The organism is Nocardia sp. CA-290969 (assembly GCF_050936135.1).
Taxonomy (GTDB): domain Bacteria; phylum Actinomycetota; class Actinomycetes; order Mycobacteriales; family Mycobacteriaceae; genus Nocardia.
The window spans coordinates 2,832,150-2,846,363 of the sequence record NZ_JBNJNJ010000001.1; the positions used below are offsets into that span (position 1 = coordinate 2,832,150).

Below are 14,214 nucleotides of genomic sequence, written 5' to 3' on the forward strand. Positions count from 1 at the left end.
ACCCGATGACCCGGTTCGGGACCGCAGGCTCAAACTGGTGGTGATGAAACCGAACGAGCTTCCCGATCTTCCCGTCCGCGGTGTTGCCGGGCATATCGCCGAGACGCTGGCCGAGCACAAGACCGCGGTGCTGGTCGCGCCACCGGGAACCGGCAAGACGACCCTGGTGCCGCTGGTGCTGGCGGCACAGTCCGCGGGGCGCGTGCTCGTGGCCGAACCCCGCCGGTTGGCGGCCCGGGCGGCGGCCGCGCGAATGGCGGAACTCCTGGGCGAGCCGGTGGGCGGCACCGTCGGATATTCGGTGCGCGGGGACCGGAAAGTGGGGCGGGCGACCCGGATCGAGGTCGTGACATCCGGCTTGCTGGTACGACGGTTACAGGAAGATCCGGAGCTGGCCGGGGTCGATATCGTCGTGCTCGACGAATGTCACGAGCGGCATCTCGACGCGGATCTGCTGCTGGCGTTACTGCTCGACGCCCGCGCCGGGTTACGGCCGGATCTCCAGGTGCTCGCGACCTCGGCGACCGTCGCAGCCGAACGCCTGTCGGCGCTGTTGAGCACACCGGACCCGGCACCGGTGATCCAGGTCCAGGGCCGGACCTACCCCGTGGACACGGCCTACGTCCCCGCATTGCCCCGCGAACGAATCGAGGCGCAGGTCGCGCGCGCCACCCGGACCGCGCTGTCCGAAACCGACGGCGACGTCCTGGTGTTCCTGCCGGGGGCAGCCGAAATCCGCCGGACCGCAGCGCTTCTGACCGGTATGGACGGCGTGGATATCGTGCCGCTGCACGGGCGGCTGCCGGCCACCCAGCAGGACACCGCGTTGCGGCCTGGCTCGCGGCGGCGCGTCGTGCTGTCCACCGCGGTGGCGGAGTCCAGTCTGACGGTGCCGGGTGTGCGTGCGGTGGTGGATTCCGGCCTCGCCCGGGTCCCGCGTATCGATCGGGCCCGGGGGTTGTCCGGCCTGGCGACCGTCCGGGTCTCGGCGGCGGTGGCCGACCAGCGGGCCGGCCGCGCCGGGCGGGAGGCGCGCGGGCGGGTGTGGCGATGCTGGCCGGAATACGAACACGCCACCCTGCCGGCCTATCCGGAACCGGAGATCCGGACCGCCGACCTCACGCGCCTGGCCTTGGAACTGGCCTGCTGGGGCACCGCCGACGGGCAAGCCTTGAGCTGGTGGGACGCACCGCCGCCCGGTGGGCTGGCCGCCGGACGCGAGGTATTGCGCGCGCTGGGCGCTGTCGGTGAAGACGGTGTGGTGACGGAGCGGGGCAGGCGGATGGCCCGGGTGGGACTGCATCCGCGGCTGGCGCGCGCATTGCTCGACGGGGCCGAGGTGGTCGGGGCGCGGACGGCGGCGGAAGTGGTCGCCGTCCTCGACGACGACACCCTGGCGGCGGGCGTCGACCTGCTCGCCGGTCTGCGTGTGCTGCGCCGGGAGCGGCCGGAGCGCTGGCGGCGTGAGGTCGAGCGGCTGGCCCGGTCGGTCGACGGATCCGGCGGCGCCGACGATCCGGCTTTCGTTGTCGCACTGGCATATCCGGAGCGGCTGGCCCGACGACGCGGCCCGGGTTCGGCGAGTTACCTGATGGCCGGCGGTACCGCGGTGACGCTGCCACCCGGCTCCGGGACCGGCGATCCGGAGTGGCTGGCGGTCGGGGTCGCGACCCGTGATCCGGGCCGTTCCGACGGGTATATCCGGCTCGCCGCCGCAGCCGACGAACAATTGGCCCGGCGGGCCGCATCGAACCTGCTCGACACCGTGGAGGAGATCACGTGGGCCGACGGCGAGGTGGTCGCCCGGCGGGTCGAGCGGCTGGGCGCTCTCACCTTGTCGGAGAAGGCCATTCGCGACCCTGATCCGCGTAAGCTCGCGGCGGCGGTGCGGCAGGGGCTGGACACGGCCGGCCTCGGCCTGCTGACCTGGAATCCCGAGGCGACCGCGCTACGCCGGCGCCTCGACTTCCTGCATCGCACCCTCGGCGACCCCTGGCCCCCGGTCGACGATGATTCGCTGCTCGCCGCCGCCGGCGTCTGGCTGGGCCCGGAACTCACCGCCGCCCGCCGCCGCGCCGATCTCGAACGTATCGACACCGGGCAGGCGTTGCGCCGTCTGCTGCCCTGGCCGGACGCCGCCCGGATGGACGAGCTGGCCCCGGAGCGCCTGCCCGTCCCGTCCGGCAGCCGGCTCCCGCTCGACTATTCGGCCGACCCGCCCACGCTCGCGGTCAAGGTGCAGGAGGTGTTCGGCTGGACAGGCACTCCGCGCGTGGCCGACGGTCGCGTCGCGGTCGTACTGCATCTGCTCTCACCCGCGGGGCGCCCGGTCGCGATCACCTCGGATCTGGCCTCCTTCTGGCATACCGGCTGGCCGCAGGTCCGCGCCGACCTCCGCGGCCGCTACCCCAAACACGCCTGGCCGGAGGACCCGGCCACCGTGCCCGCACACCGGGGCACCGCGCGCAACGCCGGCCGCGACAGGACCGCCTCCCCGCGGCAGCGCGACGCCCGGTAGCGACCGAGGGTGGGTAGCGGAGGTCGACCGCGCCCGCGGCCGAGCGGTGCGGGCCGATCGAACGGTGTGGAGGCTCGCCGGGCGCGCCGAGGAGGGGATTCCCGACCCAAAATAGAACGTGTTCCTATACGGTCGAGGGGTGCAGAAAGAACAACGCCCCGCCGTGGCCGACTGGTTCACCGCGGACGACGGCACGGTGCGCCTGCAGGGAAGCCGCTGCACCACCTGCGGCACGCCGTACTTCCCGCGGAACACCCTCGCGTGCCGGAACCCGCAGTGCTCCGGCCCGAAGGACGGCTCCGAACTCGCCGAATACCTGTTTTCAACCCGCGGCCGGATCTGGTCGTACGCCGACGCCCGGTACAAGCCGCCACCGCCCTACGTCTCGCCCGACCCGTTCGAGCCGTATGTGGTCGCGGCGGTGGAACTCGAGGTCGAGCAGATGGTGATCCTCGGGCAGGTGGTGCGCGGTCTCACCGTGGACGATCTGGCCGTCGGGATGCCGGTCGAACTGACCCTCGGCGTGCTGTACGAAGACGAGGAAGCCGAGCACACGGTGTGGATGTGGAGGCCGATCGATGCCTGAGGCGAACGACCGCGATATCGCCGTCCTCGGCGCGGGTATGCACCAGTGGGGCAAATGGGGACGTAATTTCGTCGAATACGGGCTGGTCGCGGCGCGCGCGGCGCTGGCCGATGCCGGGGTGGATCATCGCGACGTCGGCTATATCGCCGGCGCGGACACCATCCGCAACGGATACCCCGGCTTCGTCTCCGGCGCGACATTCGCCCAGGCCCTGGGCTGGTCGGGTGCGCGGATCTCGAGCAGTTACGCCGCCTGCGCCTCCGGCGCCCAGGCCATCGCCAACGCCCGCGCCCAGATCCTCGCCGGATTGTGCGACGTCGCATTGGTGGTGGGTGCGGATGCCACCCCGAAGGGTTTCTTCCAGCCGGTCGGCGGGGAACGCCGCGACGATCCCGACTGGTTGCGTTTCCATCTGCTCGGCGCGACCAACCCCATCTACTTCGCGCTCTACGCCCGCCGGCGGATGGCGCTGCACGGCGCCACCCTCGACGATTTCGCCGCGGTGAAGGTGAAGAACGCCCGGCACGGCCTGAACAATCCGTACGCCCGCTACCGCAAGGAGGTATCGGCCGAAGAAGTCGCCGCCTCGGCGATCGTCTCGGACCCGCTGCGTCTCCTGGATATCTGTGCGACCAGCGACGGCGGTGCCGCATTGGTGCTGACCTCGATGGAGTACGCGCGCCGGCACGGTGTGACCGATCCGGTCCGTATCCGCGCGCTGTCGACGGTCACGCCGACCTTCCCGAAAACCGTGCTCGATCTACCCGATTTCGCGACGGATTCCGCCGTCGCCGTGGCACCGCCGCCGCGGGAGTTCCGCTCCGCCGTCGCGCACGCCGCCTACGAAGAAGCCGGTATCGGCCCCGCCGATCTGTCCCTCGCCGAGGTCTACGACCTCTCCACCGCGCTGGAACTGGACTGGTACGAGGACATCGGGCTGTGCGATACCGGCGGCGCGGAGGAGTTGTTGCGCAGCGGCGCCACGACCTTGGGCGGCCGGATACCGGTCAATCCCAGTGGCGGGCTGGCATGTTTCGGTGAGGCGATTCCCGCCCAGGCCATCGCGCAGGTCTGCGAGCTCACCTGGCAGTTGCGCGGCGACGCCGACGGCCGCCAGGTGGAGGACGCCCGCGCGGGTATCGCGGTGAATCAGGGGCTGTTCGGTCACGGGTCGGCGATTATCGCCACCCGCTGAACCCGGGCGCCGAGCCCGCCGGGACGCGAATCGGCCGCGCGGCAGAGACTGCCGCGCGGCCACCCGGTTCTACGACGTGTAGTGGGCGCGCCCCGGGGAGCAGGGGCTCGGCAGCGCCGACATCGTGGCCAGATCGCAGACGCCGTCGGTGAGCATCTGGAACGGCGTGACGCCGAGCAGGACGATGATTCCGATGATGTCGCCGTTGCCGACGAGTATCCCGGCCGTCCGCGCGGCGGCCGACCCGGAATCCAGTGCCGACGAGCCGGTTCCGGATTCGCCCTCGGCTACCGGCGCGACCGCCGGGGTCGGACCGGGCTGGGCCGTCGCGCCGGCCGCGGCGCCGACGAGGCTCACCGCCGCGATCGAGGCGACGGCAAGACGAACAGTGGTGGGCGTCATCGCGCTCCTTGATAGTGAATGGATGGCACCTTCGCGGACGAAGGCGTTGGTGTGCGGGTTCTGCTCAGGGATCCGCCGCGATCTCACCCGCCAGCGGGGATACCGCGGCGATGATCTCGGCCACCAGATCCGGCGGCACTCCGGTGCCGGTCAGCGCATCGGTGAGGTGGCAGGCCACGAGGTCGAAGTGATAGCGGGTGATACCGCGGCCCCGGTGTACCTGTTTCATCGGGGCACCCACATACGGTTCGGGCCCGCCGAGGGCGGCCGCGAAGAATTCGACCTGCCGGCCTTTCATCCGGGACATGTTGATACCGGCGAAGAACGGCTGTAGGACCTCGTCGGCGACAACACGCGCGTAGAAGTCCTCGACCACAGTCTCGAGAGCTTCCCGGCCGCCGATCCGGTCGTAGATCGGCGGGTGCGCGTCCCGGGCGGACGCGGATTCGGAAGACGAACGATACGACACGGTTTCACCACCTTCCGATGGTTCAGCGCGGTGGCACGCTCATATCGCGGTTCATGGTGGGGATCTCGATACTGATCGGCATCCGCAATTCGGACAGATACATCAGCGCGGCCTTGCGGAGGAACTCGTCGAGGAGCCAGTACGGGTCGGCCGCCGGTGGGACAGTGGTGAGAATGCCCTCGCGTACCGCGATGAAGGGGCCCCAGCTGAACCGGAGCAGCGGATCCCAGACCGGTTCGCGCGGGATGTGCAGGCCGTCGGCGATCCGGTCGCCGAGCAGGAAGCGGGTGAACGCGCCGAGGACGGGTTTGGTCAGAATCGTGAGGTCGATATTGGCGCCCAGGCTCAGCAGCCGATCGGCCAGTTTGATCCCCTCGGGCGTCGGCATCAGGATGGGGTCGAGCACCTGCGCCGCCTGGGAGTTGGCCTCCGGCCACGATTTCGGGATGTATTCGTCCCGCACGCCGAGCATATGACCGGCGACCTGCCAGGAGTGCAGAAAGGCTTCCGATTCGTGCGCCGGAATCGGCACCTTCCAGGACGTCAGATGCCTCATGACGGTCGTGGGCAGGCTGTGCCAGGTGACCATGATGTCGTTCTGACTGATCGGGATGTTTTCCTCGGCCGAATGCACCCAGTGCGGCGACTGCGGCAGCAGGTGCCGCACAGCCGCGTGCACCAAACGGGTTTTCACGCAGGTGACGACCATTTCCCCGTCCGGGGCGTAGGCATTGTTGCTACCGATGTCGTAGCCGAGTTTGGCGGTTTTGGAGATACGGTCTTCGAGGTCGTGACCGCCCTTGGAGTAGTAGACCGACCGGGCCTCCTTGGGGATGACCGTACTCATCATGCCGCTGGCGAACCCGTACAGCACACCGAGATACAGGCCGCGCTTCTTGTTGAACTCGATCGCGGTGTTCAGCTTCGCCGGATCGGTCCATTGCGGCAGCTGCCGCGCGTACTCCATGAAATCCCGCAACTCCGGCGGTAATCCGGCGGGCAACGGCTGACCGTTTCGTGTCCAGGTCCGCAACAGATCATTGACCCTGGGGACTTCACCTCGATCGATCAGCCCGGCAACCAACTCGTCGGCCTCGGGATCCCACACCGTCATCGGGTCGGCGCCGGCACCGGAACCCGCGACCGATCCCTCCGGCGACCACGTCCACGGCTGCGCCCGCCCCGTAGACGTCGCCGCCACCACCGCCAACGCCCCGGCGGCCCCGGCCACCCCACCGGCCTTCAACGCGTCGCGCCTGCTGAGTCCATCCATGCCGCCACTCCTCATTGAGCTCGATCACCGCCGAAATCCGGTGACTCCTGGCCTCCACATTCCAGTGGAATGCTCAATAACTTACCAGCTGTACCAGACAGTTGTCCAGGCTAACCAGTTCCATGCGCTTGACAAGAAGGCCGACGTAGAACGTCTCGTATCAGGCATGCGGCCGGACGGCGGCGGCGAGCACCGGTCGAGAACGGGAGCGCCCGGACAGGAAACCGCCCCATGGGTACACCACAGAACACGGAAAGAATTGTGGGTCACATTGCCGGGCATCGATCCCGAACCCCCAGGCAGGCCGGCGGTGAGTACTTCGGCAGCGATACGAGCCGTCCGTATGCGATCTCCGACCGGCCACTCCGCAGGAGATAGCACGCCGAATGAGAGAACCGGGCGGCCGCCGACCACCGGATAGTCAGGACACCGGCGCGGGCCGATATATCGCCGACCACCTCGCTACGCCGCCCGACACCCGCTACCGACCCACCCGATTGTCTCGGATCAGTAGCAACTCGTCTCAATCTTGTGACGTAATACTGAAACAGACTGCCGGTCACGTACTCTGAGCCCCTGGCCCCGGTACAACAGGGGACGTTTCGGGGGACGGAATCCCGCATCTCCTCGGGTGCCATATCTACCTCGCACCCAAGGGCGTGTGCCATGAAATCTCTCCGTGCCGGCGCACTCGCGTTGCTCATCACCGGACTGTTGCTCACCGGGCAGGCTGCCGCCCAGCCACCCGCACTGCCCGGCCTCCCGATTCCCGGATTGCCGGTATTCCCGCCACCCGCGGATACGAGCGGGGTAATCCTGCCTGGAATCCATCAATTGATCGACCGGGTGATCCCCCCACCGCCGATCGCGCCGGCACCGAAGCCGGTACAGACGGAGGAAGCCCCCACCATGGCACCGGAACTGGCCGCGCTGCGGCAGGCGGTGCTGCCCGCGCCGGTCGGCGATCCGATATTCGACCGGTGGCCGGCGAACCTCGCGGGCTTCGCCCCGGGCGCGGTGCTCGAGGTCCGCGATATCACCGCCTCGGCCGCACCGCTGGTCGTCGTACCGATCCGGCAGGCGATGCTGTTCAAATACCGGACCACCGACGCGCACGGCCGGCCGTCCTTCGCCACGGCCACCCTGGTGATTCCGGCGACCGCCGCACCGGTCCCGGGGGCGCGGCCGGTGGTGGTGAACAACCTCCCGATCGATGCGCTCGGCCGGCACTGCACGCCGAGTTACTCACTGGCCCACGGCTTCTCGGCAGACACCGCGGTCACGGATTTCATCCCGCCGACCACCCACCTCGCGGCATTACGCGGCTACGCGGTACTCATCCCGGATCATGAGGGTCCGCTGATGGCCTATGCCGAACCGTACGTCGCGGGTCACGCGGTACTGGATGCGATACGCGCCGTACGCGGCTGGCGGCCGGCGGAGTTCGGCGCGAGCAGGTTCGCGATGACCGGCTATTCCGGCGGCGCGATCGCCACCCACGGCGCGGTGAAACTCATCGGGAGCTACGCCCCCGAACTCGCACCGGCACTGGCGGGTGCGGCGCTCGGCGGAGTGCCCGCCGACTTCGAGATCCTGGCGCGCAGCATGAACGCCAATCTGGCCTCGGGTGTGTTCATGGGCGCCGTGTTCGGTATCGCGCGCGAACGGCCCGAGCTGCTGGCGCGGATGAACAACCTGGCCCAGTGGGTGAGCACTTCGCCGATGAAGGACCAGTGCATCAGCGTTTTCGCGCTGCCGGGCATCCTGCATCTGCCGATCGATATCGCCGCGAATATCACCGACCCACTGCGTTCGCCGCTGGCCCGGGATGTCTACGAGGTGACCCGGATGGCGGGTCTCGCATCGGCGACTCCGCTCTACATCTACAACGGTGAACAGGAGTTCTGGATTCCGGCCGAGGGCGCCCGCAATCTCTACCTCGAACAGTGCGCGCTCGGTGTCACCGCGGTCTACCGCAGCGTGCCCGGCGAACACGTCATCGCGGCGGGCCTCGGCTATCCCGAAGCCGTGCTCTGGCTGGACGAGCGGCTGCGCGGCGTCCCGGCGCAGAGTGAGTGCTGAGCGGCGCGAATCAGCGCGGCCGGACAGGGGGCGCCTGCGTGGGCGGTACTCCGGCGGCACGGTGGGTACCCGCCGACCGGACATACGCTGCCGGGCCCGCGCACCGTGTGCCCCATACACCGGCGCTCATTGCCCCACGCCGGTGCGCGTGCCAGGCTGTTGACGTGCAGTTCGCCGAGGTCGCCGCCGCATCCGCCGATATCGCCTCGGCATCGGCACGGCGCGCCAAGACCGACCGTCTGGCCGCGCTGCTGAGGCGTAGCGCCTCGGACGGCGACGCGCGACTGGTCGCGGTGACGGCGTCCTGGCTGTCCGGTGAACTGCCGCAACGCCAGATCGGTGTGGGCTGGGCGGCGTTGCGGTCGCTGCCGCCGCCGGCCCCGGCGCCGACGCTCACGGTCGCCGAGGTCGACGCGCGGTTCACCCGCATCGGGGCGGTCGCCGGGAAGGGCTCCCGCACCGAACGCGCCGAGTTGCTCCGCGACCTGTTCACCACTGCCTCAGAGCTCGAGCAGACATTCCTGCGCCGCCTGCTCAGCGGCGAGTTGCGCCAAGGCGCGCTCGCGGGAGTGCTCGCCGACGCGGTCGCCAAGGCCGCCGGGATACCCGCCGCCGAGGTCCGGCGCGCGGCAATGCTGGCAGGCGCCCTGCCGGCCGTCGCGGCCGCGGCGCTCACCGGGGGCCGGGCGGCGCTGGCGGAGTTCCGGCTCAGCGCGGGGCGGCCGGTCGGGCCGATGCTCGCGCAGACCGCGACCGGAGTTGCCGACGCCCTCGAACGACTCGGCGGAACCGCCGTGCTCGAGGCCAAACTGGACGGCGCGCGGGTGCAGATCCACCGCTCCGGCTCGGAGGTCTCGGTCTATACCCGCAGTCTCGACGAGGTCACCGCCAGGCTTCCCGAGGTGGTAGCGGCCACCCTGGCCCTGCCTGCCACCGATCTGATCGCCGACGCCGAGGCCATCGCCTTACGACCCGACGGCCGGCCGCATCGTTTCCAGGTCACCGCCGCCCGGTTCGGCCGCAGGGTTCCGGGCGATCTCGAACCGCTGTCGGTGTTCTTCTTCGATCTGCTGCATCTCGACGGCCAGGACCTTCTCGACCTGCCCACCCGGGATCGGCTCGCCGCGCTCGACACGCTCGTCCCCCGCGACCAGCGCGTCGACCGCCTGGTGACCGCCGACGCCGCCGCGGCACAACGATTCCTGGATCGCACGCTCGCCGCCGGACACGAAGGCATCATGGCGAAATCTCCGTCGGCGCCGTACGAGGCCGGCCGCCGCGGCGCCGGCTGGCTCAAGGTCAAACCCGTCCACACCCTGGATCTGGTGGTGCTCGCCGTCGAATGGGGTTCCGGCCGGCGCACCGGCACCCTGTCCAATATCCACCTGGGCGCACGGGACCCGGTCACCGGCGGGTTCGTGATGCTGGGCAAAACCTTCAAAGGAATGACCGACGCCATGCTGAAGTGGCAGACCGAACGTTTCACCGAACTCGCCGACGGCCCCACCGACGGGTACGTCGTGCGACTGCGGCCCGAGCAGGTCGTCGAAATCGCCTTCGACGGGGTACAGACCTCGACCCGCTACCCGGGCGGCATGGCGCTGCGCTTCGCCCGGGTGGTGCGCTACCGCGACGACAAATCCCCCGCCGAAGCCGATACGGTCGACACCGTCCGCGCGTTCTACGAGCGGGGCGGCTGACCGCCCACGGCGCCTGTCCGTGCCGCGGCGCGGATCACCGCAGGAAATCGGCTCGAAACCAGGTCGGCGGGGTGGTTTGCCGCGGACGCGGCCGGGCATACGCCACCGTGTCCCGGCTGCCGGTACACGGGAGGGTCTCGCGTGGGCACCGGGTGGAGGAGGAAGAGAAGTGTCCGAGCGCATCAGTTCCCCCCGAGCCGCCCGGTCGCCGGTTCAACTCGCCGCCCTGGCCGTCGGCGCGGTATTCGTGCTCGTGGCGATCCTGGGATTCATCCCGGGGATCACCACGGACTACGACAGCCTCGAATGGGCCGGCCACCACTCCGGCGCGCAACTGCTCGGCCTGTTCAACGTCTCGATCCTGCACAACCTCGTGCACCTGGCCTTCGGTATCGCGGGCTTGGCGGCCGGGACGCGGGCCTCGGCGGCCCGCGCCTACCTGATCGCCGGCGGCGTGATCTACCTGATCCTGTGGCTCTACGGCCTGCTGATCGATTACGACAGCGACGCGAATTTCGTACCGCTCGACACCGCCGACAATTGGCTGCATTTCGGGCTCGGCGCCGGCATGGTCGCCCTCGGTGTCCTGCTGCCGCGGTTGCGGAACGAGCCCGCACAACAGATGACCGATCGCCAGCCCGGCATCATCGAGTAGAAGCGCTGCCCGAGCCGGAATTCGGGACCGGTCGCGCGGGCCGGGCCCCGGTCACACCGCGTCGACGCACTCGCGGCCCGCACGCCGGGCCGGCTCCCGGGGTGCGCCGCGAACCTGCCGGTGCCGCTCAGCCGGCGAGGTGGCGGCTGATGACCAAGCGCTGGATCTGGTTGGTGCCCTCGAATATCTGCGTGATCTTGGCTTCCCGCATGTACCGCTCGACACGGAAGTCGCGGGTGTAGCCGTAGCCGCCGAGTACCTGCACCGCGTCCGTGGTGACCTTCATCGCCGCGTCGGTCGCGACCAGTTTGGCCACCGACGCCTGCCGCGAATACGGCAGGCCCGCATCGCGGCGGCGAGCGGCGTCGAGGTAGGTCGCACGCGCCGAATCGACCGCGGCGGCCATATCGGCGAGCAGGAAACCCAGACCCTGGTGGTCGATGATCTTGCGGCCGAACGCCGTCCGCTCCTGCGCGTAGGACACGGCCTCGTCCAGCGCGGCCTGAGCGAGCCCGACCGCGACCGCCGCGATCCCCAACCGGCCGGAATCCAGCGCGCTGAACGCGATCTGCAGCCCCTGACCCTCGGCACCGATCCGCCGTTCGGCGGGGACGAACGCGCCGTCGTAATGCGCGGACGTGGTGGGCACCGCGTGCAGGCCCATCTTCTCCTCCGGCTTACCGAAGCTCAGCCCCTCGGTGCCCTTCGGCACCAGGAAACACGAAATACCTTTGGAGCCCTCGCCGGTCCGCGCGAACAGGTTGTAGAAGTCGGCGATACCGCCGTGGGTGATCCACGCCTTGGCCCCGTCGATTCGGTATCCACCGTCGACCGCGGATGCCTTACAAGCCAGCGCCGCGGCATCCGAACCCGCCTGTGGTTCGGACAGACTGTAGGCGCCGACCGTGGTGCCACCCAGCATCTCCGGCAGCCAGCGCTGCTTCTGCTCCTCGGTCCCGAACGTCATCAGCGGATAGCAGGCCAGGCTGTGCACGCTCACGGCCACCGCGACCGCGGCCCAGCGCGCGGCGATCTCCTCCAGCACCTGCAGGTACACCTCGTACGGCTGGCCACCGCCGCCCCACTCCTCCGGATACGGCAGGCTCAGCAACCCGGCCTCCCCCAGGGTCGCGAACACGCCCTCGGGGTAGGTCTCGGCCTTCTCGTGTTCGTCGACGATCGGCGCGAGCACCTTGTCGGCGATATCGCGAGTGAGCCGAATGAGGTCCCGTGCCTCGTCGGTGGGCAGAAGTCGATCGACAGCCACAGGAAGATCCTCCGGGAATACGCGGAATAGTACTTTGCTCCTCGTCACAGTACTGTTCGCCAAACAGTACTGCAAGACGTTCCGCAGTACTATGCGCCGTATGGAGCAGCGTTCGACCTTCGCGACCCGCCGCCGCACGGAACTGTTCGACGAACTGGTCGAACTGTTCCTCGCCGAAGGGTTCGCGCACCTGACCCTCGATGCCGTCGCCGCGCGGTTGCGCTGCTCCAAATCCACCCTTTACACCCTCGCGGGCAGCAAAGAACAGCTGGTCACCGCCGCCACCGTGCATTTCTTCAAACGCGCCACCGACAGCGTCGAAGCCGAAGTGGCCGCGGGCACCGGAGCACTGGAGCGCATCGCCGCCTATCTCACCGCGGTCGGCGCGGCGCTGGCGGTCGCCTCGGGCCGGTTCATGACCGATCTGGACGCCTTCGCTCCCGCCCGCGAGGTCTACGAACGCAATACCCGCATGGCGGCCCGCCGCGTCCAGGAACTCATCGACGACGGTGTGGCCACCGGCGAATTCCGGGGCGTCCACGCCGCGTTCGCGGCGGATCTGGCCGCCACCATGATGGTCCGCGTCCAGCAGGGCGGCGTCCGCGCCGCCACCGGACTCGACGACGCCGCCGCCTACCGCGAACTCGCCGCCATCCTCACCGACGGCATCAGCGCCCGCTAGTACCGCCGCCGCGGGACGGATCCCGCCGCTGATGTGGTGGGGGCACCGGTGCTGCGCCGAGCGGCCGGCGGAATCGTAGCGGCGCACCGGCGCCCGGACACTCGCCGGGCGCATAGCGGCGGCGCCGGTGGGTAAGTCGCGAGCATGAGCGATGACACGAACGCGGACGTCCTGCACACACCGACGGCCCTGGCCACGTTCCCGCTGGACACGGGTCACCCGGTCGCTGCGCCCGGGCGATGAACGACGCCTGGGACGCGGTGGTGCAATGGTCGCGGGCGGGGTCGCGGGCCGCGCTGGCACGGGTGGTGGACAGCTCGTCCGGGCGGCCGCGTCCGCCGGGAACCACGATGGCGGTTTCGGAATCGGGTCGTGTCGTGGGCAGTATTTCCGGCGGGTGCGTCGACGGCGATATCTGTGCGCGGGCGCAGGAGGTCATTCGCCGGGGCACTCCGGAGGAGCTGCGGTACGACGGCGACGCGGGTGAATTCGCCGCCCCCAGGCTGCCGTGCGGCGGCCGGCTCGATGTCTATCTCGAACCCGTCGACGGCTCGCTGCGCGCGGTCCTCGCTCCCCTGCGGGCAGCGCTGCGCGACGGGCAGCCGATCGCGCTGGCAACGATCCTGGCCGGCGCCGGCCACAGTGTCCCCCGGCATACGCTGATTCCGGCCGCCGCCGGGTACGCCGACCCAGCGGCGACGGCCACGCTCGGCCGGGTGCGTGCGCTGACCGATCCGCACACCACCGGCCTGTTCGACCTGCCCGGTCCCGAAAACACAGCGGACCTGCGAATATTCGTCCACTCTTTTCCCGCACCGCCGCGCCTGCTCGTCTTCGGCGCCGATGATTTCGCCGCCGCGCTCACCCGAATCGGGCGGTTCCTCGGCTACCGGGTCACGCTCTGCGACGCCCGGCCGGCCTTCGCCACGGCCGCGCGTTTCCCGGCGGCGCACGAGATCGTCGTGCGCCGGCCGCACGAATACCTCGCGGACACACCGGTCACCGAATCCACCGCGATCTGCGTACTCACCCACGACGCGAAATTCGATGTGCCGTTGCTCGCGGCGGCATTGCGCACCGACGCCGGTTATATCGGCGCCATGGGCAGCCGGCGCACCCACGCCGACCGCGTACACCGGCTGCAAGCCGCGGGTGTTCCCGAGGCCGAGCTCGCGCGGCTCGCCGCGCCGACCGGCTTGGACCTGGGTGCGCGCACCCCGGAGGAAACCGCGGTGTCCATTGCCGCCGAGATCGTCGCGCTGCGGCGCCACGGCAGCGGCGCGCGGCTTCGTGATCTCGACCGGCCGATCCATCCGGTCGCCGATCCGGCATCGGCCCGTTGTGCCGTTCCCGGGTTTGGCGAATGAACCCGGGGTATCCGGCGC

Annotated in this window: 12 protein-coding genes; 8 read left to right on the forward strand and 4 right to left on the reverse strand. The window is 69.9% G+C overall.

The genetic code is table 11. The annotated features are described in order from the left end of the window. The first annotated feature begins 43 nt into the window (after window positions 1-43). The 3 genes from hrpB to ACQEVO_RS13150 all read left to right on the forward strand — a co-directional run bounded on the left by hrpB (window position 44) and on the right by ACQEVO_RS13150 (window position 4,299). Window positions 44-2,518 carry an ATP-dependent helicase HrpB gene (hrpB, locus tag ACQEVO_RS13140; protein ID WP_432912717.1) on the forward strand — a complete coding sequence of 825 codons (2,475 nt, stop codon included), beginning with the start codon at window positions 44-46 and terminating at the stop codon, window positions 2,516-2,518. A 139-nt stretch (window positions 2,519-2,657) separates the two neighbouring features. Beyond that, complete coding sequence (locus ACQEVO_RS13145; protein WP_432278695.1) at window positions 2,658-3,104, forward strand: Zn-ribbon domain-containing OB-fold protein; 447 nt, start codon at window positions 2,658-2,660, stop codon at window positions 3,102-3,104. Further along, window positions 3,097-4,299 (forward strand): lipid-transfer protein, encoded by a 1,203-nt coding sequence (locus tag ACQEVO_RS13150; RefSeq protein ID WP_432912720.1) that lies wholly within the window; start codon window positions 3,097-3,099, stop codon window positions 4,297-4,299. Before ACQEVO_RS13145 ends, ACQEVO_RS13150 begins: the two co-directional genes overlap by 8 nt. A gap of 69 nt (window positions 4,300-4,368) precedes the next feature. Here the strand turns inward: ACQEVO_RS13150 and ACQEVO_RS13155 are convergent, their stop codons facing one another. The 3 genes from ACQEVO_RS13155 to ACQEVO_RS13165 form a co-directional block, all read right to left on the reverse strand. After that, window positions 4,369-4,701 (reverse strand): hypothetical protein, encoded by a 333-nt coding sequence (locus ACQEVO_RS13155; protein ID WP_432912723.1) that lies wholly within the window; start codon window positions 4,699-4,701, stop codon window positions 4,369-4,371. A 64-nt stretch (window positions 4,702-4,765) separates the two neighbouring features. Beyond that, complete coding sequence (locus ACQEVO_RS13160; RefSeq protein ID WP_432912726.1) at window positions 4,766-5,170, reverse strand: group I truncated hemoglobin; 405 nt, start codon at window positions 5,168-5,170, stop codon at window positions 4,766-4,768. Between the two features lie 22 nt (window positions 5,171-5,192). Further along, window positions 5,193-6,443 carry an oxygenase MpaB family protein gene (locus ACQEVO_RS13165; RefSeq protein ID WP_432912729.1) on the reverse strand — a complete coding sequence of 417 codons (1,251 nt, stop codon included), beginning with the start codon at window positions 6,441-6,443 and terminating at the stop codon, window positions 5,193-5,195. Between the two features lie 666 nt (window positions 6,444-7,109). Here ACQEVO_RS13165 and ACQEVO_RS13170 point away from each other — a divergent pair. From ACQEVO_RS13170 to ACQEVO_RS13180, 3 genes are all read left to right on the forward strand, one after another. Then, window positions 7,110-8,525, forward strand: coding sequence for a lipase family protein (locus tag ACQEVO_RS13170; RefSeq protein WP_432912732.1), 1,416 nt, complete (start codon window positions 7,110-7,112; stop codon window positions 8,523-8,525). A gap of 164 nt (window positions 8,526-8,689) precedes the next feature. Then, window positions 8,690-10,225, forward strand: coding sequence for an ATP-dependent DNA ligase (locus tag ACQEVO_RS13175; RefSeq protein ID WP_432912735.1), 1,536 nt, complete (start codon window positions 8,690-8,692; stop codon window positions 10,223-10,225). Window positions 10,226-10,394: 169 nt separating this feature from the next. Next, window positions 10,395-10,880, forward strand: a complete 486-nt coding sequence (locus ACQEVO_RS13180; RefSeq protein ID WP_432912738.1) for a DUF4383 domain-containing protein — start codon at window positions 10,395-10,397, stop codon at window positions 10,878-10,880. Window positions 10,881-11,007: 127 nt separating this feature from the next. Here ACQEVO_RS13180 and ACQEVO_RS13185 read toward each other — a convergent pair whose 3' ends face one another. After that, window positions 11,008-12,147 (reverse strand): acyl-CoA dehydrogenase family protein, encoded by a 1,140-nt coding sequence (locus ACQEVO_RS13185; RefSeq protein ID WP_432912741.1) that lies wholly within the window; start codon window positions 12,145-12,147, stop codon window positions 11,008-11,010. A 100-nt stretch (window positions 12,148-12,247) separates the two neighbouring features. Here ACQEVO_RS13185 and ACQEVO_RS13190 point away from each other — a divergent pair, with 100 nt between their 5' ends. Together ACQEVO_RS13190 and ACQEVO_RS13195 are read left to right on the forward strand one after the other, a co-directional pair. After that, a complete protein-coding gene (locus ACQEVO_RS13190; protein ID WP_432912744.1) occupies window positions 12,248-12,829 on the forward strand; it encodes a TetR/AcrR family transcriptional regulator in 582 nt (193 codons plus the stop codon). 239 nt (window positions 12,830-13,068) lie between these two features. Next, complete coding sequence (locus ACQEVO_RS13195; RefSeq protein ID WP_432912747.1) at window positions 13,069-14,196, forward strand: XdhC family protein; 1,128 nt, start codon at window positions 13,069-13,071, stop codon at window positions 14,194-14,196. Window positions 14,197-14,214: the final 18 nt, after the last annotated feature.

Coding starts and splice junctions, on each gene's coding strand:
- hrpB (WP_432912717.1), top strand. CDS start 44: ATGAAACCGAACGAGCTTCCCGATCTTCCCGTCCGCGGTGTTGCCGGG.
- ACQEVO_RS13150 (WP_432912720.1), top strand. CDS start 3,097: ATGCCTGAGGCGAACGACCGCGATATCGCCGTCCTCGGCGCGGGTATG.
- ACQEVO_RS13155 (WP_432912723.1), bottom strand. CDS start 4,701: ATGACGCCCACCACTGTTCGTCTTGCCGTCGCCTCGATCGCGGCGGTG.
- ACQEVO_RS13165 (WP_432912729.1), bottom strand. CDS start 6,443: ATGGATGGACTCAGCAGGCGCGACGCGTTGAAGGCCGGTGGGGTGGCC.
- ACQEVO_RS13170 (WP_432912732.1), top strand. CDS start 7,110: ATGAAATCTCTCCGTGCCGGCGCACTCGCGTTGCTCATCACCGGACTG.
- ACQEVO_RS13190 (WP_432912744.1), top strand. CDS start 12,248: ATGGAGCAGCGTTCGACCTTCGCGACCCGCCGCCGCACGGAACTGTTC.
- ACQEVO_RS13195 (WP_432912747.1), top strand. CDS start 13,069: ATGAACGACGCCTGGGACGCGGTGGTGCAATGGTCGCGGGCGGGGTCG.